General features: G+C 67.4%; 22 protein-coding genes and 1 riboswitch. Of the genes, 15 read left to right on the forward strand and 7 right to left on the reverse strand.

Annotation, left to right across the window (positions count from 1 at the left end; translation table 11 throughout):
* Nucleotides 1-4 precede the first annotated feature (4 nt).
* Nucleotides 5-976: an adenosylcobinamide-phosphate synthase CbiB gene (gene cbiB / locus HL666_RS17990; RefSeq protein WP_172114828.1), complete on the forward strand. Its 972-nt coding sequence runs from the start codon at nt 5-7 to the stop codon at nt 974-976.
* Nucleotide 977: 1 nt separating this feature from the next.
* Here the strand turns inward: cbiB and HL666_RS17995 are convergent, their stop codons facing one another.
* From HL666_RS17995 to cobU, 3 genes are read right to left on the reverse strand one after another with little or no spacing between them, the layout of a single operon-like run.
* Nucleotides 978-2,450 carry a cobyric acid synthase gene (locus HL666_RS17995; protein ID WP_172182740.1) on the reverse strand — a complete coding sequence of 491 codons (1,473 nt, stop codon included), beginning with the start codon at nt 2,448-2,450 and terminating at the stop codon, nt 978-980.
* A 4-nt stretch (nt 2,451-2,454) separates the two neighbouring features.
* Complete coding sequence (gene cobO, locus HL666_RS18000; protein WP_172114832.1) at nt 2,455-3,063, reverse strand: cob(I)yrinic acid a,c-diamide adenosyltransferase; 609 nt, start codon at nt 3,061-3,063, stop codon at nt 2,455-2,457.
* 16 nt (nt 3,064-3,079) lie between these two features.
* Nucleotides 3,080-3,616, reverse strand: coding sequence for a bifunctional adenosylcobinamide kinase/adenosylcobinamide-phosphate guanylyltransferase (gene cobU / locus HL666_RS18005; protein WP_172114834.1), 537 nt, complete (start codon nt 3,614-3,616; stop codon nt 3,080-3,082).
* Nucleotides 3,617-3,650: 34 nt separating this feature from the next.
* A riboswitch (cobalamin riboswitch) is annotated at nt 3,651-3,842 on the forward strand.
* A 120-nt stretch (nt 3,843-3,962) separates the two neighbouring features.
* On the opposite strand from cobU, the gene HL666_RS18010 reads away from it, so the two are divergent.
* From HL666_RS18010 to cobJ, 8 genes are read left to right on the forward strand one after another with little or no spacing between them, the layout of a single operon-like run.
* The gene (locus HL666_RS18010; protein ID WP_172182742.1) at nt 3,963-4,595 is read left to right on the forward strand and encodes a HupE/UreJ family protein; all 633 of its coding nucleotides are present in this window, start codon (nt 3,963-3,965) and stop codon (nt 4,593-4,595) included.
* A 3-nt stretch (nt 4,596-4,598) separates the two neighbouring features.
* The gene (locus HL666_RS18015; protein ID WP_172114838.1) at nt 4,599-4,994 is read left to right on the forward strand and encodes a DUF1636 domain-containing protein; all 396 of its coding nucleotides are present in this window, start codon (nt 4,599-4,601) and stop codon (nt 4,992-4,994) included.
* A 20-nt stretch (nt 4,995-5,014) separates the two neighbouring features.
* Nucleotides 5,015-6,052 (forward strand): cobalamin biosynthesis protein CobW, encoded by a 1,038-nt coding sequence (gene cobW / locus HL666_RS18020; RefSeq protein ID WP_172182744.1) that lies wholly within the window; start codon nt 5,015-5,017, stop codon nt 6,050-6,052.
* A gap of 9 nt (nt 6,053-6,061) precedes the next feature.
* Nucleotides 6,062-9,484, forward strand: coding sequence for a cobaltochelatase subunit CobN (cobN, locus tag HL666_RS18025; protein WP_172182746.1), 3,423 nt, complete (start codon nt 6,062-6,064; stop codon nt 9,482-9,484).
* On the forward strand, nt 9,481-10,764 hold the full coding sequence (cobG, locus tag HL666_RS18030) for a precorrin-3B synthase (protein ID WP_172182748.1): 1,284 nt from the start codon (nt 9,481-9,483) through the stop codon (nt 10,762-10,764). The genes cobN and cobG overlap by 4 nt, the downstream gene beginning before the upstream one ends.
* Nucleotides 10,757-11,389: a precorrin-8X methylmutase gene (locus HL666_RS18035; protein ID WP_172114846.1), complete on the forward strand. Its 633-nt coding sequence runs from the start codon at nt 10,757-10,759 to the stop codon at nt 11,387-11,389. Before cobG ends, HL666_RS18035 begins: the two co-directional genes overlap by 8 nt.
* On the forward strand, nt 11,386-12,144 hold the full coding sequence (locus tag HL666_RS18040) for a precorrin-2 C(20)-methyltransferase (RefSeq protein WP_172134647.1): 759 nt from the start codon (nt 11,386-11,388) through the stop codon (nt 12,142-12,144). Before HL666_RS18035 ends, HL666_RS18040 begins: the two co-directional genes overlap by 4 nt.
* Nucleotides 12,141-12,908 carry a precorrin-3B C(17)-methyltransferase gene (gene cobJ, locus HL666_RS18045; RefSeq protein WP_172182750.1) on the forward strand — a complete coding sequence of 256 codons (768 nt, stop codon included), beginning with the start codon at nt 12,141-12,143 and terminating at the stop codon, nt 12,906-12,908. Before HL666_RS18040 ends, cobJ begins: the two co-directional genes overlap by 4 nt.
* On the opposite strand, the gene HL666_RS18050 is transcribed toward cobJ, so the two are convergent.
* Nucleotides 12,872-13,645: a cobalt-precorrin-6A reductase gene (locus HL666_RS18050; RefSeq protein WP_172182752.1), complete on the reverse strand. Its 774-nt coding sequence runs from the start codon at nt 13,643-13,645 to the stop codon at nt 12,872-12,874. The genes cobJ and HL666_RS18050 overlap by 37 nt on opposite strands.
* 14 nt (nt 13,646-13,659) lie before the next feature.
* Here HL666_RS18050 and cbiE point away from each other — a divergent pair, with 14 nt between their 5' ends.
* The 3 genes from cbiE to cobM are packed head-to-tail and all read left to right on the forward strand — an operon-like array spanning nt 13,660 to nt 16,048.
* Complete coding sequence (gene cbiE, locus HL666_RS18055; RefSeq protein ID WP_172182754.1) at nt 13,660-14,895, forward strand: precorrin-6y C5,15-methyltransferase (decarboxylating) subunit CbiE; 1,236 nt, start codon at nt 13,660-13,662, stop codon at nt 14,893-14,895.
* Nucleotides 14,892-15,290, forward strand: coding sequence for a cobalamin biosynthesis protein (locus HL666_RS18060; RefSeq protein ID WP_172114858.1), 399 nt, complete (start codon nt 14,892-14,894; stop codon nt 15,288-15,290). Before cbiE ends, HL666_RS18060 begins: the two co-directional genes overlap by 4 nt.
* A complete protein-coding gene (gene cobM, locus HL666_RS18065) occupies nt 15,287-16,048 on the forward strand; it encodes a precorrin-4 C(11)-methyltransferase (protein ID WP_172114860.1) in 762 nt (253 codons plus the stop codon). Before HL666_RS18060 ends, cobM begins: the two co-directional genes overlap by 4 nt.
* Here the strand turns inward: cobM and HL666_RS18070 are convergent.
* On the reverse strand, nt 16,018-17,160 hold the full coding sequence (locus HL666_RS18070; RefSeq protein ID WP_172182756.1) for a cobalt-precorrin-5B (C(1))-methyltransferase: 1,143 nt from the start codon (nt 17,158-17,160) through the stop codon (nt 16,018-16,020). The two genes, cobM and HL666_RS18070, sit on opposite strands and share 31 nt — an antisense overlap.
* 35 nt (nt 17,161-17,195) lie before the next feature.
* Here HL666_RS18070 and HL666_RS18075 point away from each other — a divergent pair, with 35 nt between their 5' ends.
* Complete coding sequence (locus HL666_RS18075; RefSeq protein ID WP_172182758.1) at nt 17,196-18,536, forward strand: cobyrinic acid a,c-diamide synthase CobB; 1,341 nt, start codon at nt 17,196-17,198, stop codon at nt 18,534-18,536.
* Nucleotides 18,533-19,189: a 5,6-dimethylbenzimidazole synthase gene (gene bluB / locus HL666_RS18080; RefSeq protein WP_172182760.1), complete on the forward strand. Its 657-nt coding sequence runs from the start codon at nt 18,533-18,535 to the stop codon at nt 19,187-19,189. The genes HL666_RS18075 and bluB overlap by 4 nt, the downstream gene beginning before the upstream one ends.
* 6 nt (nt 19,190-19,195) lie before the next feature.
* Here the strand turns inward: bluB and HL666_RS18085 are convergent, their stop codons facing one another.
* Entirely contained in the window at nt 19,196-19,921 is a 726-nt protein-coding gene (locus tag HL666_RS18085) for a formyltransferase family protein (protein WP_172182762.1), read from the reverse strand.
* Nucleotides 19,922-19,943: 22 nt separating this feature from the next.
* Complete coding sequence (locus HL666_RS18090; RefSeq protein ID WP_172182764.1) at nt 19,944-21,278, reverse strand: hypothetical protein; 1,335 nt, start codon at nt 21,276-21,278, stop codon at nt 19,944-19,946.
* 900 nt (nt 21,279-22,178) lie between these two features.
* Here HL666_RS18090 and HL666_RS18095 point away from each other — a divergent pair.
* On the forward strand, nt 22,179-22,883 hold the full coding sequence (locus HL666_RS18095) for an RNA polymerase sigma factor (RefSeq protein ID WP_172182766.1): 705 nt from the start codon (nt 22,179-22,181) through the stop codon (nt 22,881-22,883).
* Nucleotides 22,884-22,912: the final 29 nt, after the last annotated feature.

The raw sequence follows: 22,912 nt of genomic DNA on the forward strand, positions 1-22,912 counted from the left end.
ATCGATGTTCGTCTCTCTCGCGCTCGCGGCGCTCCTCATCGAAGCTGCGGTCGGTTATCCCCAGATGCTGGTGCAGCGGATCGGTCATCCCGTGATGTGGATGGGCGCGCTGATAGCATGGGCGGACCGCCACTGGAACGGGGCCGGCGACAGCTTCGCCGCGCGACGGGCGCGCGGCCTGCGCCTCGTGATGCTGCTCGCCGCAGGCATGTTGGCCGTCGGCCTGGGCGCAACCTGGATCGTGCAGGCCGTGGCGGGCGAATGGGCCGCAACGATCATCCTTGGAGGCTTAGCGAGCAGCCTGCTTGCTCAGCGCAGCCTCGACGCGCATGTCGCCGCCGTCGCGGACGGCTTGGAGAACGAGGGGCTCGACGGCGGCCGCCGTGCGGTGGCGATGATCGTCGGGCGCGATCCCGAGCGGCTCGATGAATCCGGCGTGTCGCGCGCGGCCATCGAAAGTCTGGCCGAGAACTTCTCCGACGGTGTGGTCGCGCCCCTGTTCTGGCTCGTGATGGGCGGTCTGCCGGGCATCCTGATCTACAAGGCTCTCAACACGGCCGACAGCATGATCGGCCATCTCTCGGAACGTCACCGCGCGTTTGGCTGGGCGGCGGCGCGGCTCGACGATCTCATCAACCTGCCGGCCTCACGGCTCTCGGCACTGTGGATTGCAGCCGCCGCCTGCATCGTCCCCGCAGCGTCCTCGGCATCGGCCCTGCAAATCGTTGCACGCGATGCCGCGAGGCATCGGTCGCCGAACGCCGGCTGGCCGGAGGCCGCCATGGCGGGGGCGTTGGGACTGCGCCTGGCCGGGCCGCGCGTCTATGACGGCCATCTCGTCACCGATGCCTGGATGGGGGATGGGCGTGCTGATCTCGATGCCTCGGACATCCGGCGCGCATTGCGGCTCTACCGGCTGGCGTGTGTTGTTCAGGCTCTCGTGGTTGCCGCACTCGTCGTGGTCAGGATGGTCTAGCCTAGCCGCGCGGCTCGGTGGCCAGTGCTAGGACACGATCGACGTCGATGTGTTGCTCCAGATGTGCTGCAAGCGCATCGAGGGTTGTCTCGACGTCGCTCTCGTAAGCGAGCCCGCTCGCGGCTGCGCCGAGGCCGCGCAGCCAATGATTGCGCAGACCGTCATCTGCGAACAGGCCGTGCACGTAGCAGCCGGCGATCCGGCCGTCGGCTGCGACAGCGCCATCGCGGTGACCGTCGGAGAAGGTGAGGAATGGGGTCTGCGTTGCCGGCCCGTCGGTGCGGCCAATGTGCATCTCGTAACCGCGGAAGGGCCGCTGATCATCCATCAGCTTGCCATGGACCTCCCGCAGCGCCTTGTCATCGGTCAGCGTGGTTTCAACGTCGAGCAGGCCAAGTCCTGCGACGGAACCCGGTGCTCCTTCGTGTCCATCGGGATCGCTGATGATGCGCCCCAGCATCTGATAGCCGCCGCAGATGCCGAGCACGCGCCCGCCGCGACGCAGATGCGCGGCGAGGTCGATGTCCCAGCCGGCGTCGCGCAGGGCGGCGAGATCGGCGATCGTGGCCTTCGAGCCCGGCAGGATCACAATCGAAGCGTCGCCGGGAATCGGCGTGCCAGACCGCAAAAACTGCAGATCGATTCCATCTTCCAGCCGCAACGGATCGAACTCGTCGAAATTGGAAATACGCGGGTAGGCGAGGATGACGATCTTCGGCCGCTGTCCTCCCGATGATCCGCGTTCAGCCAGGCCAAGCGCGTCCTCCGCCGGCAGGCGGCGCGCATCCGGAAAATGTGGAATGAGCCCGAGCGACGTCCACCCTGTCCGCTGCGCGATCTCGTTCATGCCTGATGCAAACAAGGCGGGGTCGCCGCGGAACTTGTTCACGAGGAAACCCGCCACACGCGCGGCGTCGTCGGGCGCGATCACCGTCTTGGTGCCGACCACGCTCGCAATCACGCCGCCCCGATCGATGTCGCCGATCAGCACCACGGGAATCTGCGCCGCTTGCGCAAAGCCCATGTTGGCAATGTCGCCGGCGCGCAGGTTGATCTCGGACGCCGAGCCCGCGCCTTCCACCAGCACAATATCGGCATCGGCCGCCAATTGATGAAAGCTGTCGAGCACGGCATGCATCAATTGCGGCTTCATCGCCTGATAGGCGGATGCCTTGGCATTGCCGACGACGCGGCCCTGCACCACCACCTGCGAGCCGATCTCGCTCTGCGGCTTCAGCAGCACCGGGTTCATATGCACCGTCATCGGCCGCCGCGCTGCGCGCGCCTGCAGCGCTTGGGCCCGGCCGATCTCGCCGCCATCCGCGGTGACGGCGGCGTTGTTCGACATGTTCTGCGGCTTGAACGGCGCCACCTTCAAGCCGCGCAGTGTCAGCGCGCGCGCAAGGCCTGCAACGATCAGCGACTTGCCGACGTCGGAGCCGGTGCCCTGGAACATGATGGCGCGCGCGCTCATGAGCCTAGTACTCGATGCCTTCCTGCGCCTTCACGCCGGCTGCGAAGTGGTGCTTGACGAGGTTCATCTCGGTGACGAGATCGGCCGCCTCGATCAGCTCCGGCTTCGCGTTGCGGCCGGTCACCACGACGTGGAGATCGGGACGGCGCGCCGCGAGCGCTGCCACGACGTCGCCAATCGGCAGGTGATCATAGCGTAGCGCGATGTTGAGCTCGTCGAGGACCAGCAGCCGGATCGCGGGATCCGCCATCAGTTCCTTTGCCTTGGCCCAGGCGCGCTCGGCCGCGGCCACGTCGCGCGCACGATCCTGCGTTTCCCAGGTAAAGCCTTCGCCGAGCGTGTGCCACGAGACCTGATCACCGAACGCGGCGATCGCCTTGCGCTCACCGGTCTCCCATGCACCCTTGCCGAACTGCACAACGCCGATGCGAAAGCCGCGGCCGATCGCACGCAGCATCAGGCCCCACGCTGCCGTCGACTTGCCCTTGCCCTTGCCGGTGTGGACGATCAGCAGGCCCTTCTCGACGGTCTTCGAAGCGACCTCGGCATCCTGCACCGCCTTGCGGTTCTCCATCTTGGCCTTGTGGCGGGCATCGTCGGCGCTTTCGGTCATCGGTTCGTCCTCTTCGTCATTTCAAGCTGAGCGGCAGCCCGGCCGCCATCAGGATCACGCGATCCGCCAATGCCGCCACGTCCTGGTTCAGCCGCCCCTGCGCGTCGCGAAACGCACGCGCCAGCGCGTTGTCCGGCACGATGCCGAGACCGACCTCGTTGGAGACGGCGACGATCGGCCCGCGTGCGGCGCGGAGCGCATCGATGAGCTCGGCGCAAGCCGCCTGCACGTTCATGTCGGCGAGCATGACATTGCTGAGCCACAGCGTGAGGCAATCGATCAGCACTGGCGCAGGCTGGTACGCGTGTTCGCGAATCAGGCCGGCCAGATCATGCGTCGTCTCCAGCGTCTGCCATCCGTCTGCGCGCCGCGCCTTGTGCTGCGCAATTCGTTCGGTCATTTCCTCGTCGAACGCCTGCGCGGTCGCAACATACGTCCAGGGCGGCGCGCTCGTCGTGACCAGCGCCTCCGCGTGGCGGCTCTTGCCCGAGCGCGCTCCGCCGAGCACCAGGGTCAGGCGCGGCAGGGCGGGAGGCGGCGGGGCAGGGACCATGGGGACGATTCCGATTGACGGGCTTTGGCGCGACCCGTATCTAACAGATGACGGTTCTCCGAAAGGAGAGATTTAGGGAACATGGTGCGGGATCACACCCAAGGCCGTGGCTGCCCCCGCAACTGTAATCGGCGAGTGTGAGGCCAAAGCACCACTGGGAAACCGGGAAGGTGGTTTCACGCAGCGACCCGAGAGCCAGGAGACCTGCCGTCGACATTGCTGTTGGCCGACCCGTCGCGCGGGGAGTCGCGATGCTGGTTCTGATCCCGCCGGGATGGGCGGGATGCCGTCGGATGCAGCGCATCGTCCGGTCCTCTGGGGGAGCCGGCAAGCGACGGAGACGGCCATGAAGTTCACCCGCACGACGACTTTCACGATTGCGAGCCTGCTTCTGCTCGCCGCCCAGCCCGCTTTCGCGCATCACATGATGGATGGCAAGCTGCCGCAGACCTTCGCGCAGGGCATGCTGTCCGGGCTCGCCCATCCCATCATCGGCATCGATCATCTGGCGGCCATCGTGGGTGCCGGCATCGTTGCGGCGTTGCTCGGCCGCGGCTTCGCCCCGGTGCTGGCGTTCACGACGGCGATGATCGCCGGTGTCGGCCTTCACGTGGCGAAGGCCAACATCCCGGCGGCCGAGCTGCTGGTCGGCCTCACGACCGTCGTGGTCGGCCTCGTGGTGGTGGTGCGCGGCCGTTTCGGCGTGCTGCCGGTCGCCGGTCTGTTTGCTCTGACGGGCCTCGTGCACGGTTATGCGCTGGGTGAGTCGATCGTCGGTGCGGAGACTGCGCCGCTCGGCGCCTATCTCGCCGGCCTGCTCGTGATCCAGACGGTGATCGCTGCTTGTGCGTTCCTCGGCACCAAGCTGCTGTCGGCCAAGGCCAATGCCATTGCGCCGCTGGCGCTGCGCCTGGCCGGCGCTGCGATCGTGCTGGCCGGCGGCGTCGCTGCGGCCACGGCAGCCGGAATGATCGGCTGATTGATGTCCACACCTGAAATTGGCGCAACGACGCTGTTCGTCTGCGTCACCTGTCGCACGCAGGCGGCTGAAGCTGCGCCGCCTGATCAGCCGCGGGCCGGGGCCCGCCTGCTCGCAGCGATCGAGACCGTGCCGGCCGAGCAGCGCGCCGGTGTGTCGGTGGTCGGCGTCGAGTGCCTGTCCAACTGCAACCGGGCCTGCACGGTTGCCGTGACGGCGCCGGGCAAATGGACCTATGTGCTCGGGGCGCTCGATCCAGATCTTCATGCTCAGGATGTGCTGAGCTTCGCGCAGCTGCATCAGCGCCATGAAGCTGGCCTGCCGGCCTGGCGCGAGCGTCCCGAATACATCCGCAAGAACACCGTTGCGCGCGTGCCTGCTCTGGCAGTGCCGCGCTGAAGACGAGAGATCGTATCACCATGACGAAGTCGTTCGCCAAGACGCCTTGCACCATCGTCACCGGCTTTCTCGGGGCCGGGAAAACCACGCTGGTGCGCAATCTGATCGAGACGGCGAATGGCCGCCGGCTCGCCATCATCGTCAACGAGTTCGGTGATGTCGGCATCGACGGCGATATCCTCAGGGGGTGTGGTGTGCCGGACTGTCCGGAGGATCGTATCGTCGAGCTGTCCAATGGCTGCCTTTGCTGCACGGTGGCCGATGATTTCGTACCCGCGCTCAAGAGCCTGCTCGACCAGAAGGACCCGCCCGAGCACATCGTGATCGAGACGTCGGGCCTCGCGCTGCCGAAGCCGCTGGTGCAGGCCTTCAACTGGCCGGAGATCGCAACCCGCGTCACGGTGGATGGTGTCGTCGCAGTGGTCGATGGCCCGGCGGTGGTGGCTGGCCGCTTCGCCGACGATCCCAAGGCGCTCGCCGCGCAACGCGCAGCGGACGCTTCGCTCGATCATGACAACCCGCTCGAGGAGGTTTACGAGGATCAGCTGCTCTGCGCCGACCTCGTCGTGATGAACAAGAGCGACCTGATGAGCGACGAGCAGCGCAAGATCGTGGCCTCCGAGATCGCGACCAAGGTGCAGCGCGCCGTCAAGGTGATCGCGACCGAGCATGGCAGGCTGTCGGCCTCCGTGCTGCTCGGGCTTGGTGCCGCCGCCGAGGACGATCTCGCTGCGCGTCCCTCACATCACGACAACGAGGCGGAGCATGATCACGACGATTTCGAAAGCTTCGTGCTCGACGTCCCGGCGCAGACCTCTCCCGATGCACTCGTCGACCGCATCGCGGCTGCCGTCGAAGCGCATGACGTGTTGCGGGTGAAGGGATTCGTGGAAGTGGCCGGCAAGCCGCTGCGCCTTCTGGTGCAGGCCGTCGGCAACCGCATCCAGCATCAGTTCGAGCGCCCCTGGCAATCCGGCGAGTCGCGGCAGGGACGGCTGGTGATCATCGGCGAGCGCGGTCTCGATGCGGCCGCGATCCAAAGCCTGATCGCGGGCTAGGCGAGGGACATGCATCTCCTGGCGACATCGGGCGCTGATCTCGACGACCTCGAACAGGCCGTGGATCTCGCGCAGTCGCCCGCCGAGATCGTCGTGTTGTCGTTCTCCGACAGCGACCTGTCAGCCCTGGCCGAGGCTTGGACGGGGGCGTCGGACGAGCTGCCCGGCCTGCGCCTCGCGAGCCTGAAACGACTGAAGCACCCGATGTCAGTCGACCTCTACATCGACCGCGTCGTGCTTGGCGCACGCGCGGTGGTCGTGCGCTGTCTCGGCGGGCTCGACTATTGGCGCTACGGGATGGAGCGCATTGCCGCGGTGTGCCGCAGCCGCAACATCGCGTTCGCGGCGCTGCCGGGCGATGATCGCGCCGACGATCGGCTCGACGCGCTCTCGACGCTGCCGCACGACGCCACGTCGCGGCTCTATGGCTATCTGCACGAAGGCGGGGTCGGGAATGCGCGGGAGGCGCTGCGTTACCTCGCTGCGCTTCTCGGCCGTCGCACGGATTTTGCCGCGCCGGTTGCGATCGGCTCGATCGTGGGCTTCGTGCCGGATCGCGGCGCCGTCGCCATCGAGGAACTCTTCCGTCACGGTGATACGCGGCCGACCGCGCTGACCGTGTTCTATCGCGCCAGTCTGCTGGCCGCCGACACGGCGGGGATCGCCGAACTGATGCGGGGGATCGAACGCGAAGGGCTCGCCGCATTGGCGGTCGCGGTCACCAGCCTGAAGGATCCCAGCATCGCGGCTGCGCTGGAGCAACTGATCGTGACGCGGCGTCCCGCGATCATCCTGAACGCGACCGCGTTCTCGGCGCTGCGCGATGACGGCTCGACGGTGCTGGATGTCGCAGACGCGCCAGTCCTGCAGATCATCCAGGCGCAGAGCACGGAAGCGAGCTGGGCCTCGTCCGGTCGCGGATTGTCGCCGACGGATCTTGCGATGAACGTCGTGCTGCCGGAGCTCGACGGTCGACTGCTGGCGCGCCCGATCGCCTTCAAGGGCGAGATGCCGGCGGACGACCGCCTGCAATTCGGCACCGTACGCTACGTTCCGCGGGCGGATCGCATATGCTATGTCGCGCAGCTCGCCGCGCGATGGGCGCGGTTGCGCTCGCTGCCCGCGCAGGAGCGCCGCATCGCGCTCGTGCTATCGGATTATCCGGCCCGCGGCGGGCGCCGCGGCTATGCGGTCGGACTCGACACCAGCGAGAGCGCCGCGGCGATCACCCTGACGTTGGCGGAGGCCGGATACGATGTCGGTGGTCAGCTCCCGGCGTCGCGACAGGTTGAAGCGCTGCTGCGCGACGAGGCGGATGAGCTCGTCGTGCCGCTTGCGGACCATCGGCGCGCTCTCGCGCTGTTGCCGCCCGATCTGCAGCGCGCCCTGCATGACAATTGGGGCGAGGCGGAAGCCGACCCGGCGTTTCGCGATGGCGCGTTTCGCTTTCAGGTGCTGCGCGCGGGCAAGCTCGCGATTCTGCTGCAACCGGATCGCGGCAGCCGCGCCGATCGCAAGTCCGGCTACCACGACACCAGCGTGCCGCCGCGGCATGCCTATGTTGCGCTCTATGCCCATTTGCGCGATGTCGAAAAGATCGACGCGCTAATCCATCTCGGCGCGCACGGCACGCTGGAATGGTTGCCGGGCAAGGCGCTGGCGCTGTCGAGCAATTGTTGGCCGGAAGCCGTGCTCGGCCCGCTGCCGATGATCTATCCCTTCATCGTCAACAATCCCGGCGAGGCGATGCAGGCCAAGCGGCGGTTGTCCGCCGTGACGCTCGGGCATCTGACGCCGCCATTGTCGCAGGCCGGTCTGCATGGACCGTTGCTGGAGCTGGAGGGGCTGGTCGAGGAATATGCCGAGGCCGACGGTCTCGACAAACGACGCCTGACGCTCCTGGAGGACGAAATCATCGCCCGGGCCTGGCAGAGCGGGCTTGCCGCCGATTGCGGCCTCGAGCGCACGATGAGCAACCGCGAGGCGATCGCGCAGCTCGACGCCCAATTGTGCGACATCAAGGAGCTCGCGGTGCGTGACCGCCTGCACGTGTTCGGCCAGGCGCCCGACGTCGCAGCGACCAGTCTCCTCGCCGATGCGATCACGGCAGCGGCGGAGCTGGCGGGTGGCACCGTCGATCGGACGGCCGTCGAGGCCCGCATCGCCGAGAGCGCTGCGGCCGAAGGCAGCGCGCTGCTCGCGGCGCTCGACGGCCGCCGCGTGGCCGCTGGTCCCGCCGGTGCGCCGAGCCGTGGCCGCCTCGACGTGCTGCCGACCGGGCGCAATCTGACCGCGATTGATCCGCGCGCCATCCCGACCCGCACGGCCGCGCTGGTCGGCGTCCGCGCGGCCGACGAGGTGATCCGGCGCTATTTGCAGGACCATGGCGACTATCCGCGGTCGCTGATGCTCGATCTCTGGGCCTCCGCTTCGCTGCGCACGGGCGGTGACGATCTGGCTCAAGCGCTCGCCTATCTCGGCGTGCGGCCGCGCTGGGATCTCAATTCGAACCGCGTGACGGGCGTCGACGTGCTGCCGCTGGCGATGCTCGACCGTCCCCGCATCGATGCGACGCTGCGGATCTCGGGGCTGTTTCGCGACCTGTTCGAGGCGCAGATTGCGCTGTTCGATCTCGCCGTGCAGAAGGTGGCATCGCTCGACGAGGACGATGCCGACAATCCGCTGGCTGCGGCGCGGCGCCGCGGCGAGAGTCTCGCGCGCGTGTTCGGCGGCGCGCCGGGCAGCTACGGCGCCGTTGCCGCCGACCTGGCGTTGGGGATGAACTGGGAGAGCCGGTCGCAGCTCGGCGAAGCCTATCTCGACAGCACCGGTTTCAGCTTCGGGGGAGCGCATGACGGCGTCGCGGCCTCCGACACGTTCCGCGCGCGCGTGCGCAGCGCCGATGCGCTGGTGCATCCGCAGGACGATCGCGAGCGCGATCTGCTCGATGGCGAGGAGGTTGCCGACTTTGCCGGAGGCTTCGCGGCTGCTGCCGCGTCGCTCGGCGCGTCGCCCGCGCTGCTGCATCTCGACACCAGCCGTCCCGAAGCGCCAAAGGCACGGACTTTCAGCGAGGAGATTGCGCGCGTGGTGCGCGGCCGCCTCGCCAATCCGCGCTGGATCGCGGGAATGCTCGGCCATGGCCATCGCGGCGTCGCCGAGATCGCGCAAGCCGTCGACGCGCTGTATGCCTTTGCCGCCACGTCGGACACGGTTGCCGAGCACCTGTTTGATCTGGCGCATGGGGCGCTGCTGCGTGACGAGGCAGTGTTGGACGCCATGGTCGCACGCAATCCGGCGGCTGTTGCGGCGATGACGTCGCGATTCGAGGATGCGCTGCGCCGGCAGCTGTGGGTGCCGCGCCGGAATGCCGTCGCGGACGAGCTTGCACTTGCCCGCCGCCGTCTGGCGCAAACGGAGAGGGCGTCGTGACGGCCGCGGTCGACATCAAGGGCTGGTGTCCCGGCGCGCGCCGGCCGATGCCGAGCGGCGACGGGCTGATCGTGCGCGTCCGGCCACATGGCGGTGCATTGCAGGTTGCAGCCTTGCGCGACCTTGCCGAGGCCGCGCAGCGCTTCGGCAGCGGCCAGATCGATCTCACCCGCCGCGCCAATCTTCAGATCCGAGGTGTGGCCGCCGAAGGGCTGGCGCCGCTGTGGGAGCTGATGGCCTCGCTCGCGCTGCTCGACGACAGCGCCGAGCAGGAGGCGATCCGCAACATCGTTATCACCCCGCTGGCGGGCCTCGACCCGGCCGAGCTCCTCGACATGCGTCCCATCGCCGCGACGTTGGAGACGCTGCTCGCGGCCGATCGATCGCTGCATGCGCTGCCGGCCAAGTTCGGCTTTGCGCTCGACGGCGGCGGCGTGCTGACGCTTGCGGATCTCGCCGCCGACATTCGTCTGGTCGCCTGTGTCCAACGTGATCAGGCTTGCGTCGCCGTCGGCGTTGCCGGTCGCGACGGCGTCGTCTGGCTCGGCACGACCGCCGTCGCCGATGCTGCTGCCGTCGCGATGCAGCTCGCGCGAAGTATGTTGCAGCATAGCCCCACGCGCCGTGCCGCCGCGTTGCCGCCCGAGGCAATCGCCGCTCTGCGCGCCGGACCGGGTCTCGATGCATTGGATGCGATCGCGATGGTCTCGGCAGCCGCGGAGCCGCAGCAACGACGCGGCGCCTTCGCCTTGACCGAGCAGGCCTGCGCAGTCGGCTTCGGCGCTCCGTTCGGCCGTGTCGACAGCGACATGCTGGTGCGGCTCGCGGCACTCCTGGAGACCTATGCGGTCTCCGAGGTCCGGCTGTCACCCTGGCGCACGCTCTATGTCGCTGCGGACCACGGCCATGCCGAGCCGCTCGTTGCAGGAGCAGCCCGGTTGGGCCTGATCGTCGACGACGCCGATCCGCTGATGCGCATCGATGCCTGCTCCGGCGCCGGCGGCTGCCCGTCGACATCGCTGGCTGTGCGCGTGCACGCCCGCTTGCTGGCCGGCGCGATGGCTCGCGCGCGCTTCGCAGGCACCTTGCATGTCTCGGGCTGTGCTAAGGGCTGCGCGCGCTCGGCTGCTGCCGACCTCGTGCTGATCGGTGATGGTCGACGTTATCGCATCGTCCGCAACGGAACGGTGAAGAGCGAGCCGTCCGGCAGCCTCGATCCGGCCGATCTCGACATGGCCGGCGCTGGGCTGTTCGAAGCAAGAGAGAAGGCCGATGTCTGATCTGCGCGACTACATCAAGGATGGCGCGGAGATCTATCGGCGCTCGTTCGCGACCATCCGCGCCGAGGCCGACCTCTCGCGCTTCCATGGACTCGAAGAGAAGATCGCGGTGCGCATCATCCACGCCTGCGGCATGGTCGAGATCACCTCCGACATCGAGATGTCCGATCAGTTCGCCGCTGCAGCGCGGGCCGCGCTCGATCGCGGCGCACCGATCCTGTGCGATGCCAAGATGGTGGCGCAAGGCATCACGCGAGCGCGATTGCCCGCCGGGAATGAGATCATCTGCACGCTCGACGACGTGAAAGTTCCGGCTTTGGCGGCGCAGCTCGGCACGACGCGCTCAGCGGCGGCGTTGGAGCTGTGGCGACCGCATCTCGGCGGTGCGCTGGTGGCGATCGGCAATGCGCCGACCTCGCTGTTTCATCTGCTCGACATGCTCGATCAGGGCGCGCCGCGGCCGGCAGCCGTGATCGGAACGGCGGTCGGCTTCGTCGGGGCGCGTGAGTCCAAGGAGGCGCTCGCGGCCGACGGCCGCGTGCCGTATCTCATCGTGAAGGGCCGCAAGGGTGGCAGCGCGATGGCCGTTGCGGCCGTCAATGCCGTTGCGAGTGACGTCGAATGAGTCTGCTCGACACCATCGCAGGCTCGGCAGATCCGGGCACGCTCTACGGCATCGGCGTCGGCCCGGGCGACGTACGCTATCTCACGCTGCGCGCGGCCGGCCTCGTCAGATCCGTCGATGTCGTGGCGTTCTTTGCCAAGCGCGGCATCGAGGGCAATGCCCGGCGAATCGTGGCGCCATTGATGGACCCGCGCCGCCACGAGCTACGGCTGGAATATCCCGTCACCGAGGAGGTGCCTGTCGGTGATCCGTCCTATCAGGCGCAGATCGGCGATTTCTATCATCGCGCAGCCGACAGCATCGCGGCCCATCTTGCCGCGGGCCGATCGGTCGGCCTGTTGTCAGAAGGCGATCCCTTCTTCTACGGCTCCTTCATGCACATGTGGCGACGGCTCGAACAGGATCACCCGGTCGAGGTGGTTCCCGGCGTGACCGGCATGTCCGGATGCTGGACCAAGGCCAATGCTCCGATCACCTGGGGCGACGACGTGCTCTCGGTCCTACCGGGCACCCTGGCGGAGGACATTCTGCATGACCGGCTGACCCGCTGCGAGGCCGCCGTCATCATGAAGGTCGGGCGCAATCTCGCCAAGGTGAAGCGCGCCATCACTCAGGCCGGGCTGCTCGATCGCGCCATCTACGTCGAGCGTGGCACCATGGAGGCGCAGCGCGTCTCGCCGCTGGCCGAAGTGGTGTCGGATCGCGGCCCGTATTTCTCGATGATCCTGATCCCCGGACAGGGGCGTCGGCTGTGACGGGCACGCTGACCATCGTCGGTGTCGGCCCCGGGCGTCCCGAGTTGATCACGCCGGCGGCGTCGGCGGCGATCGCGGACGCAACCGATCTGATCGGCTACGGACCTTATCTCGACAGGGTGACGACGCTTCGCGCAGGACAGACCCGCCACGCCAGCGACAATCGCGTCGAGCTCGACCGCGCGCGTCACGCGCTGGCACTTGCCTGCGCCGGCAAGCAGGTCGCCGTGGTCTCAGGCGGCGATCCCGGCGTGTTCGCGATGGCCGCCGCCGTGTTCGAGGCGGTCGAGGCGGGCCCGTCGGCGTGGCGCGATCTGGACATCCGCGTCGAGCCCGGCGTCACCGCGATGCTGGCTGCTGCAGCCGAGGTCGGGGCGCCGCTGGGCGGCGATTTCTGCGCGATCTCGCTGTCCGACAATCTCAAGAGCTGGGCCACCATCAGGCGCCGGCTGGAGGCTGCGGCTGCGGCCGACTTCGTCATCGCGCTGTACAACCCGCTCTCCAGGGCGCGGCCGCATCAGCTCGGCGACGCCTTTGCGCTGCTGCGGCAGATCAAGCCATCGTCGACCGTGGTCGTGATGGTGCGCGCCGCGGGCAGCGGCGACGTCAGGCAGATCATCACGACGCTGGGCGACGTCGATCCCGACAACGCCGACATGCGCACGCTGGTCCTGATCGGATCGACCGCAACGCGCCTGATTGAGCGGGAGGGCAAGGCGCCGTTCGTCTACACGCTGCGCCGAGAAGTCGAGGGCGGCGCATGAGCAAGCGCGGTCTCCAGCCAGAGCAGGGCGGCCCCTGCGCTGTCCAGCGCCACGCCACGCGGCTTGTCGGGCCGCGCGATCATCACCACGGGAAGATCGAGCCGCCGTGCTGCCGCGATCTTCGGATAGGTCGCGGCTCCGCCGGAGTTCTTCGAGACGAGGAAGGCAATGCGCTCACGCGTGAGAAAGTCATGCTCTTTCGCATCGTCGAACGGTCCGCGATCGTAGACGAAGCGGATGTCAGGCGGCAGCTGGATGTCACCGGGCGGATCGATCGTGCGGGCGACGTAGTGGTGTTGCGGAGCTGCGGCAAACGCCGCCAGCTCCAGCCGGCCCAGGCTGAGGAACACGCGCGCAGCAGTGGCCCCGAGTGCGCGAGCGGCGGCGTCCGCACTCTCGGCCTCGATCCAGCGATCGTCTTCTTGGCGCTGCCACGCTGGGCGCAGGATCGATGCCAGCGGCAGCGAGAGCGCATGGCAGGCCGCGACCGCATGCCGGGAGATCTGGTCGGCATAGGGATGGGTCGCATCGATCACCGCTTCGACAGCATGATCGCGCAACCACGCTTGCAGTCCGACAATGCCACCGAAGCCGCCGATGCGCGTCGGCAGCGGCTGCGGCTTGGGCGAGATGGTGCGGCCGGCGAGCGACAGCGTCGCCTCGAACCGGCTGTCGTCGGCCAGCAGCCGCGCCAGCTCCGAGGCCTCGGTCGTCCCGCCGAGAATGAGGATGCGCATGCGGGGCAGGGTCCATGGTGAATCCGGGCGCAACTTGCAACGTGGCACGCTGGCTGTCCATCGTCGGCATCGGCGAGGACGGTGTGGAGGGTCTTTCGGAGCCCGCGCGGCGTCTCATCGCGCAGGCGGAATTGGTGGTCGGCGGCGTGCGTCATCTGGATCTCGCGGCCCAGCTTGTGAGAGGCGAGCGGCTGGCTTGGCCGAGCCCGCTGCAACTGGCGTTCGAGCAGATCGCGGTGCGCCGGGGAACGCCGGTCGCCGTGCTGGCGAGCGGCGATCCCTTCAACTACGGCGTCGGCAAGCAGCTGATGCAGCGCTTCGATGCGAACGAGATGCTGTGCGTCCCGCAGCCCTCGGCGTTCAGCCTTGCAGCTGCGCGACTCGGCTGGCCGCTCCAGGAGGTGGCCCAGGTCACGCTGCATGGCCGCGCCCTCGAAGGCATCATCCGCCATCTCACGCCGGGAGCTCGCATCCTGGCGCTGGCCTGGGACGGGTCGACCGCCGAAAAGCTTGCTGCATTGTTGACGTCCCGGCGCATGGGGCGCTCGCGCTTGACGGTTCTGGAGGCGATCGGAGGACCGCAGGAGCGGGTGCGCGGCGTGACGGCGGATGAGTTCGATCTGTCGGACATCCATCCGCTGACCACGCTTGCCATCGAGGTCGAAGCCGGTTCTGATGCGCGGGTGATCCCGCTGACGTCGGGCCTTGCCGACGATATGTTCGAGCATGACGGTCAGATCACCAAGCGCGACGTCCGTGCAGTCACCTTGGCCGCGCTTGCGCCGCGACCAGGCGAATTGCTCTGGGACGTCGGTTTGGGGTCGGGCTCCGTTGCGATCGAATGGCTGCTGCGCCACGGCGCGCTGCGCGCGGTCGGCATCGAGGCGCGGCAGGATCGCGGCGACCGCGCCATGCGCAACGCGCTTGCGCTCGGTGCTCCCGATCTGAAAGTCGTCATCGGGCGCGCGCCGGCGGTGCTCGCCGATATCGAGCCTCCGGACGCGGTGTTCATCGGCGGCGGCATTTCGGAGCCGGGTGTGTTCGAGGCGGTCTGGTCGAAGTTGAGATCTGGCGGCCGCCTCGTCGCCAATGTCATTTCGCTCGAAGGCGAGGGCCGGCTGTCGGATCTATTCGGCAAGCATGGCGGTGAGCTCATCCGCGTCGCGGTGTCGCGAATAGAGCCGGTCGGCCGCATGCATGGCTGGCGGCAGGCGATGCCCGTGACGCAATGGCGAGTCACCAAGCCATGATCGCGCTCGGGATCGGTTGCCGTCGCAACGTCAGCGCCGACGACGTCGATGCGGTCGTCGCGCAGGCCTTGGCTGCTGCGGGTCTGGCCCCCGGTGATATTGCCGTGGTCGCGACGGCGGCGGACAAGAGGGACGAGTCCGGCGTGATCGAAGCAGCGATGCGGCTGCGGCGGCCGCTACGGGGCATCGGCATCGCAGACCTCGCGGCCGTCGCTGAGCTCGCCGTCACCCGAAGCGATCTCGTGCAGCGCCTCAAGGGTGTTCCGTCCGTGGCCGAGACCGCAGCGCTGGCGGCGGCCGGCCGTAATGCGCGCCTCATTCTGCCGAGGCTGGCCAACGCCTGCGCGACTTGTGCAATTGCGCAAGGCGATGGCCCGGTGGAGCCGGCAACATGACGGTGCATTTCATCGGCGCCGGGCCCGGCGCGCCCGATCTGATCACCGTGCGCGGTCGCGACCTGATCGCGCGCTGTCCCGTCTGTCTCTATGCCGGCTCGCTGGTTCCGGCAGCCCTCCTCGCGCATTGCCCGCCAGGCGCCCGCATCATCGACACCGCGCCGCTGGCGCTCGACGAGATCATAGCCGAGATGGCTCAGGCCACGGCCGCTGGCGAAGACGTGGCGCGGCTGCACTCCGGCGATCTCTCGATCTGGAGCGCGCTCGGCGAGCAGTTGCGGCGGCTCGATGCGTTGAAGATTCCCTACACGGTCACGCCGGGGGTGCCGTCGTTCTCTGCGGCCGCGGCCGCGTTGGAGCGTGAGCTCACGCTTCCGGGTCTCGCACAATCGGTCGTGCTGACACGCACGTCCGGCCGCGCTTCCGCAATGCCGGAGACGGAGCAGCTGTCGCTGTTCGCGCAATCGCGCGCCACGCTCGCCATCCATCTGTCGATCCATGTGCTCGACAAGGTCGTCGACGAGCTGCGTCCGCATTACGGCGAGGATTGCCCCGTCGCGATCGTCTATCGCGCGAGCTGGCCGGAGCAGCGTATCGTGACCGGCACGCTGGCGTCGATCGTCGGCCAGGTCGCGAGCGCGGCCATGGAGCGCACTGCGTTGATTCTGGTTGGCCGCGCGCTCGGCTCGGAGGATTTTCGCAACAGCGCACTTTACGACGCCGACTATCAGCGGCGCTTCCGCGGGAGGGGCGAATGAGCCGGTCCGCTGCTCTGCCCGACCAGCCGTCCGTCGCGGTCGAACACGGCGACATCGAGCGCGATGTCATTGTCGCCGAGGGCGCGGCGGGCCGTCTGCCAGGCGGCCCGCGCGACGATCTCGCCCGCCGGGAATCCGATCCGCTCGGCCTCCTGCAGCACCTGCAGCGCGGTGTTGGCGCCACGCGCAAGTGCGACCAGCGCGTCCGGCGCCTCCGCATCGCGCAGCGTGTCCGCGAGCCAGCCGAGATCGACCTCACCGGCGCGCGAATGCAGGTCGAGCAGGCCCTGGCCGAGCTTGGTCATCTTGGCGAAGCCGCCGGCCACGGTGATGCGCGGCACCGGATGCCGGCGCAGATATTTCAGCATGCCGCCCGCGAAGTCTCCCATGTCGATCAGTCCAGCCTCCGGCAGGCCGTAGAGCTGCTGCACGGCCTTCTCGGAGGTGCTTCCCGTCGCGCCGGCGATATGCGGCAGGCCGGCCGCGCGTGCGACGTCGATGCCGCGATAGATCGAGTGGATCCAGGCGGCGCAGCTGAACGGCACCACGATCCCGGTGGTGCCGAGAATCGACAGGCCGCCGATGATGCCGAGCCGCGGGTTCAGTGTCTTCCTGGCCAGTTCCTCACCGCCGGGAATGGAGATCTCCACGACGACATCGCCGTTCGCGCGGAGCGCTGTGGCGGCTTCGTCGATCGCGGCCGTGATCATCTGGCGAGGTACGGGATTGATCGCGGGCTCTCCCGGCGGCAGCGGCAATCCCGGCCGCGTCACGGTGCCGACACCCGCGCCCGCGCGGAACGTCACGCCGGTCTTCTCGGCACCGCGCTGCACCATTGCCTTGATCAGCGCGCCGTGTGTGACATCGGGATCGTCGCCGGCGTCCTTCACCACGGCAGCGGTCGCGCTCGCCGTGCTGGTCTCGTGCATCGCGACGGCGAAGCTGACGCGGCGGCCGCCGGGCAGGGCGATCTCGACCGTGGCCGGACAGCTGCCGGTGATCAGCAGCTCATAGGCCGCGCGTGCGGCTGCCGTGGCGCAGCTGCCGGTGGTCCAGCCACGTTTCAGCGGTCGGCGCGGAGTGCCAGTGGTTCCCGTCATGGCTCCTCGCATAGCACATTTTCCTGGGACACGGCGGTGCGCGGGCCATGACCACGACGGTGCCTCGGGGGATCATCATTGCAGCGCCGCGTTCCGGCGCCGGCAAGACCACCGTCACGCTCGGACTGCTGCGGGCGCTGGTCCGGCGTGGCACGCATGTGCAGCCGTTCAAATGCGGCCCCGACTACATCGATCTCGCATTTCACACGGTTGCGGCACAACGGACGAGCTACAATCTCGACGGCTGGGCGATGTCCGTGCCGCAATTGATGGAGCTCGTCGGCGGTGTCGCTGCCGACGCCGATATTGCCGTCGTCGAGGGCGTCATGGGCCTGTTCGATGGCGCGCCGCAGCCCGGCCGTTCGGGGCGCGGCTCGGCTGCGGATCTCGCTGCTTTGCTCGGCTGGCCCGTGGTGCTCGTTCTCGATGTCAGCGGTCAGACCGAGACGGCTGCGGCCGTTGCGCTCGGTTGCGCGCGCTTTCGCGACGATATCGCCGTCGCCGGGGTGATCCTGAATCGGATCGCGAGCGAACGGCATCGCGCATTGATTGAGCCAGCTTTTGCAACGGTCGGCATCAAGGTGCTGGGCGCGCTTCCGCGCGATCAGCAAGTGTCACTGCCGGAGCGGCATCTCGGACTCGTCCAGGCGCAGGAAATCGCGGCGATCGAGGCGTATCTCGATCGTCTCGCGACGTCCGTCTCCGCATCGGTCGACCTGGATGCGGTGCTCGCATGCGCGCAGCGCGTGCGTGCGATCGGCCATCCTGCGCCGACATCCGGATTCGGCATCAGGCCGCCGGGGCAGCGCATCGCCCTCGCATCCGATGCCGCGTTCTCGTTCAGCTATCCGCATCTGCTGCGGCAATGGCGTGCTGAGGGCGCGGAGATCGTGCCGTTCTCGCCGTTGAACGATGAGGCGCCAGATCCGGCAGCGGACGCGGTCTGGCTGCCGGGCGGCTATCCCGAACTCCATGCAGGACGATTGGCTTCGGCGTCGTCGTTCCTCGGCAGCCTGCGCGCGATGGCCGCGCGTGGCGTGGCCATTCACGGCGAATGCGGTGGCTACATGACGCTGGGAACGGGTCTGGAGGATGCCGGGGGCACGCGGCATGCGATGGCCGGACTGCTGTCGCTCGAGACCTCCTTCGCCAAGCGACGCCTGCATCTCGGCTATCGCTGCGCAACCCTGTTGGCAGACTGCAGCCTCGGCCGGAAGGGCGCCTGCGTTTACGGCCACGAATTCCACTACGCGACAATCCTGAGCGAAGCTGATGATCCCCTGATCGACTGTCGCGATGCCGCCGGCCGCGCGATCGCCGAGCGTGGTGCGAGGCGGACGACCGTGACGGGATCGTTCCTGCACGTCCTGAGCGGGGAAGACGCATGAGCGCTACGAAGCGAGAGCCGCCGCAATTCGATGCAGCGTTCAAGGCTCGCTTTGCCGAGCTCGTGCGTTGGCGCCGCGACGTCCGCCGCTTCCGCAGCGATGCCGTAAGTCCTGAGCTGATCACACAGCTGCTGTCCCTCGCATCCCATGCGCCGTCGGTCGGCTTCTGTCAGCCCTGGCGTTTCGTGCTGGTCGAGAGCGCCGGCCGGCGTGCCGCAATCATCGAGAATTTCCGGCGCGCCAACCAGGCCGCGCTTGCGGGCTATGATGGCGAGCGGCGCGCGCTCTATGCGAGCCTGAAGCTCGAGGGGCTGGCGCGGGCGCCGGTGCACCTCGCCGTCTGCGCCGACGAAGGCGCCGCGACCGGTCATCGACTCGGCCGCGCGACGATGCCGGAAACGCTGCGCTACTCCGTCGTCGCGGCGATCCAGACGTTCTGGCTGGCGGCGCGTGCCGAAGGTCTCGGCGTCGGCTGGGTGTCGATCGTCGATCCTGCCGAGGTCTGTCGGGAACTCGAGCTGCAGCCCGACTGGACGCTGATCGCCTATCTCTGCGTGGGATGGCCGGAAGAGGAGCATGACGATCCCGAGCTGGAGCGTCACGGCTGGGAAACGCGGCTCGATCGAACGGCGACCGAGCCGCTGAAGCGCTAGGTCAGATCAAGACGCCATCGCTAGCGCAGGCGCGTCCAGGATGACAGGCTGAGCGGCCGCCGGCGCTGCGGGCGTCAGCTGAAACCGCGCGCCGTGCAGCGTGACCGTGAGCGGAATGCCGCGGAAATTGTCGTGGAACGCGTGGATGCGGCGCTGCATCTCGGCCGGGCCGATGTCGGCGGGCATGTTGCACATCTCGGCATACATCTTTCGGGTGCTCCGGATTCCGCTCCACTCGATGGGAAGAACCGGGAGCGGACCGGAGTGGCAGGCGAGATCACGCGACATGCGCCAGAACAGATAGGCCAGCCGCACGAACGTCATCTGCTCCAGCCCTCGGACATTCACGCCGTTCGGGATGTCGAACGTCTCGACGCCGATGATCGCCCCGCAGTCGACGCGGGCCTCCATCACATGGGCCGTGGCGCCGAAACGCGTCGCGCCGTCGTACATCGCAAAATGAGCGGGCGCCCAGCCCGGATAGTCCGGCGGCGCCGGATGAAAATTGTAGGCGCCATGGCCGAGCGCCTGAAGGATGTCGACAGGAACGATCACGCCGGTGGTGAAGGCCAGCAGGCGGGCCGTGGCGAGCACGTCATGCTCGATCGCCTGCAGGTCCTGCAAGGTGACGGCGCAACGGAACGCGAGCGCCGGATTATGCGCCTTGAGAAGCTCGGTCAGGGCAAGCTGCTGATCGCGGCTGCCGGTCAGGAGGATGATCGTGTCGAGCATGGTTGGGGATTCCTTGTTGAGCTCAGTGTCCGCGGCCATCGATGCCGATCGGTTGGCGCGTGGCGTCTCCAGCAGTGAGTGAGCGGAACATGTCGGGAGGCAGCTGCTGCCCGGGTACGACCTCGAGTACCCTGTTGTCGGCGAGAAACGCGGCCTCCCTGGCGACCCGCACGTCCCGTTGCCAGGAGCAGAGTGAAAGCTCGAGACGGGAGAAGCCGCCATTGTCGTTGGTGAATGCGCTGGTCAGCGCCTGAATGCTCGCCGCCGTCTCACGCGCATTGCTGCCTTCGACGTCGTGCAGGATCACGGTGATGGCCCGTTCGCAGGCCTGGTCCGATTGAACGATGAGCAGGGGATCGCGAGCACCGGCGCGGCCTGCCCGCCGCGCCGATCGAACCATCTCGGCAAACTCCGGATCCGGACCGAGATCGGCGGTGGTCGGTCTCAGATCATGAACGATCGCGGCGTCTCTCGCTCCAGTCTCACCGGCGAGCGCGTGATACGAGCGCGGCAGCCAGACCGTATCGAGCGGCATCTGCGACACAGCCAGGCTCCAGGCCTGATCGATGAGATAGCCGTCCCACACATCCGGGTGGGACGACGCGATCTCACGCCAGATCGTCAGCAGCTGTTCGGCGGCTTGCGACCGTCCGAAGTAGAGCGTGCGCGCCGACATCTCCCAGCCGTTCCACTTGTGAACGGCGAAGTCGCAACCGGCGTGGAGCGGCAGCGACGGGACGGATTGCAGCATCACGCCTGCGTCCACGAAGAGCAGCGGAGCACCATGCCGCCGCCTCATGCGCAGAATGAAATCCGCCTTCTCCGCCGCGCTGACGACATCGCGCTGACGCGTCTCGACCGGCTCGATCTCGAACGGCAGCCCGAGGCGCTCCAGCGATCTCCTGAGATGATAGACGTGCAGGTCGCCCACGCTCTTGGGATGACAGGAGACGATGCGCATCGTATCCGCTGCGCGCGCAGGGGAGGGCAGGCGCCAGTCGCGGCCGCCCCACCATAATTCGTGCGGACCGTCCGTCGACGTCCCCACCGTGCCGAATTCCGTCAACTTCGATTTCAGGAAATCGAATGCGGGATTTTCGCCGAACGGGATCGCGACGGCGTCACGAGCCGTCAGCGTGCGGCAGAGCAGCTCGGCCCCGGCGCCCGTCGGCGGGTCGATGACGACGACGGTGCGTCCGTCGCGCGGCGACGGGAGGTTGCTCCAGGGAACGAGAGGGCCGAACGTTCGCGACAGCCATTTCAGGCGGCGTCCCTGTTCGTTGCCGAGCCTGACGCCGTGCCTCCGCAGGGCTTGCACCGGATCATTATCAATGGCGTTCGGGTCTGGTCGCGACATGCCGGGTCCTCCTGCACAGTAGAACGGATCACGGCAGCCAATCAGGCGCACCGATCGCAAGGTCGTCGGCGCTGAAAGCGGAAGGTGTGATCTATTAGTGCGACACGGAGCGCGCGCGTTTCGTTTCCGAATGTTGCAGAGAGCCTGATCGACATTGCGGCGGACAGCAAGATGCTGCGTTCAGCCCGAGCATGGATTGATCATGCCTTACGATGCATGACCTCGTTCGACGACTAAACCGCCTGTCTAAAAGGCTGAAAAGTAACGTGCAGCGCGGGCCATCGTCCTTGCACGGCGCCGCGACAGGATCGCTTGCTGAATCGTTGCGATACCATTCCGAAACATTCAGCAATGCGCGCGCAAAATTCGGCGCGCGACGCATCACGTCGAGCGCTTTCAATCTCATTGCTGCCTGCAACTACAACGTATGAGCCTGCAAGATCAGGCGCACAAAGCTGCAAATAATCGTCGTGAGAGTCAGAATCTGCATCGTGACAACTGACAGAGTCGAAAAATGCGATAATTTCGTCGATGTGATTCGGAAAAATTTGCCGGGGTGTGACGAGCGCTGCGGGAGTTTCGAGTCCCACGCAATGACGTGCCTTGTGAACCCGCAGGATGCGTCATCGATCGTGTTAGTAAGCGTTGCAGCTGCGTTTTCTGCTGAATTCGTCTTCCGGAATGAATCCCAGCCATGCCGACCAGCGGCTTCCCGTCCTCCATGATCCTCCAGCGCGTCAGTCTCGTGCGGCAGATTTTGCCCGGCTCCCGGCAAAATATTCCAGCTAAGAGTTTGAAAAATAACGAAAATACTCCGCCTGTTTGCTCCGGTCGCAGCGTTCAACGATCGGAAGCCGTCTGCGAGCTGCGCTTTCGGCATTGCGGGTTGGAGAGTCGGATATGAGCTACGCGCTGGACGTCTGGGCCCCGGCCGATGGCATGTCTTCGAAGGAGCCGGCACCAGTTGATGGTGCGACGGTGCCATGGAGCGAGTCGGCCAGCACCGTCCCGGATTGCGCGCCGGGCGGCGAGGCCGCTGTGTTCGACGAGGACAAGGAGTTGCTGGATCGCCTTGCGACCGGCGACGAAATTGCGTTCCGTCTCCTCGTCGAGCGTCACATCGACCGCGCCTACGCCATTGCCCTGCGGATCGTCGGCAATGCCGCCGATGCCGAGGATGTCGTGCAGGACACGATGTTGAAGGTGTGGACCCATCGCGGACGCTGGCAGCATGGCCGCGCGAAATTCTCGACCTGGCTGTATCGCGTCGTCAGCAACCGCTGCATCGACCTCCGCCGCAAGCCACGCACCGAGAATGTCGATGTCGTTCCCGAAGTGGCGGACGGCCAGCCCGATGCGGCAAGCGTGATCGAGCGTGCCGAGATGAGCAGCATTCTCGAAGCTGCAATGCAGCGTCTGCCCGAGCAGCAGCGGATCGCCGTGATCTTCTCCTATCATGAGAACATGAGCAACGGCGAGATCGCCGAGGTGATGGATACGACGGTCGCCGCAGTGGAATCGCTGCTGAAGCGTGGACGGCAGCAACTGCGCGAGATGCTGCGCCGTCATGAGCGCGACATCCGCGGCGCCTTTACCGATTGCTAACCATAAAATTCCCGGCGCAAGAGAATTCC

The sequence above is a fragment of the Bradyrhizobium aeschynomenes genome (genome assembly GCF_013178945.1).
In the GTDB taxonomy this organism is placed as follows: domain Bacteria; phylum Pseudomonadota; class Alphaproteobacteria; order Rhizobiales; family Xanthobacteraceae; genus Bradyrhizobium; species Bradyrhizobium aeschynomenes.

Excerpts from the sequence above, each read along its gene's own strand:
- HL666_RS18090 (WP_172182764.1), bottom strand. The coding sequence starts at position 21,278 with ATGTCGCGACCAGACCCGAACGCCATTGATAATGATCCGGTGCAAGCC.
- HL666_RS18070 (WP_172182756.1), bottom strand. The coding sequence starts at position 17,160 with ATGCGAGGAGCCATGACGGGAACCACTGGCACTCCGCGCCGACCGCTG.
- bluB (WP_172182760.1), top strand. The coding sequence starts at position 18,533 with ATGAGCGCTACGAAGCGAGAGCCGCCGCAATTCGATGCAGCGTTCAAG.
- cbiB (WP_172114828.1), top strand. The coding sequence starts at position 5 with ATGTTCGTCTCTCTCGCGCTCGCGGCGCTCCTCATCGAAGCTGCGGTC.
- cobU (WP_172114834.1), bottom strand. The coding sequence starts at position 3,616 with ATGGTCCCTGCCCCGCCGCCTCCCGCCCTGCCGCGCCTGACCCTGGTG.
- cobM (WP_172114860.1), top strand. The coding sequence starts at position 15,287 with ATGACGGTGCATTTCATCGGCGCCGGGCCCGGCGCGCCCGATCTGATC.
- HL666_RS18010 (WP_172182742.1), top strand. The coding sequence starts at position 3,963 with ATGAAGTTCACCCGCACGACGACTTTCACGATTGCGAGCCTGCTTCTG.
- HL666_RS18095 (WP_172182766.1), top strand. The coding sequence starts at position 22,179 with ATGAGCTACGCGCTGGACGTCTGGGCCCCGGCCGATGGCATGTCTTCG.
- cobO (WP_172114832.1), bottom strand. The coding sequence starts at position 3,063 with ATGACCGAAAGCGCCGACGATGCCCGCCACAAGGCCAAGATGGAGAAC.
- cbiE (WP_172182754.1), top strand. The coding sequence starts at position 13,660 with ATGGTGAATCCGGGCGCAACTTGCAACGTGGCACGCTGGCTGTCCATC.
- HL666_RS17995 (WP_172182740.1), bottom strand. The coding sequence starts at position 2,450 with ATGAGCGCGCGCGCCATCATGTTCCAGGGCACCGGCTCCGACGTCGGC.
- HL666_RS18035 (WP_172114846.1), top strand. The coding sequence starts at position 10,757 with ATGTCTGATCTGCGCGACTACATCAAGGATGGCGCGGAGATCTATCGG.
- cobN (WP_172182746.1), top strand. The coding sequence starts at position 6,062 with ATGCATCTCCTGGCGACATCGGGCGCTGATCTCGACGACCTCGAACAG.
- HL666_RS18060 (WP_172114858.1), top strand. The coding sequence starts at position 14,892 with ATGATCGCGCTCGGGATCGGTTGCCGTCGCAACGTCAGCGCCGACGAC.
- HL666_RS18015 (WP_172114838.1), top strand. The coding sequence starts at position 4,599 with ATGTCCACACCTGAAATTGGCGCAACGACGCTGTTCGTCTGCGTCACC.
- HL666_RS18085 (WP_172182762.1), bottom strand. The coding sequence starts at position 19,921 with ATGCTCGACACGATCATCCTCCTGACCGGCAGCCGCGATCAGCAGCTT.
- HL666_RS18040 (WP_172134647.1), top strand. The coding sequence starts at position 11,386 with ATGAGTCTGCTCGACACCATCGCAGGCTCGGCAGATCCGGGCACGCTC.
- HL666_RS18050 (WP_172182752.1), bottom strand. The coding sequence starts at position 13,645 with ATGCGCATCCTCATTCTCGGCGGGACGACCGAGGCCTCGGAGCTGGCG.
- HL666_RS18075 (WP_172182758.1), top strand. The coding sequence starts at position 17,196 with ATGACCACGACGGTGCCTCGGGGGATCATCATTGCAGCGCCGCGTTCC.
- cobW (WP_172182744.1), top strand. The coding sequence starts at position 5,015 with ATGACGAAGTCGTTCGCCAAGACGCCTTGCACCATCGTCACCGGCTTT.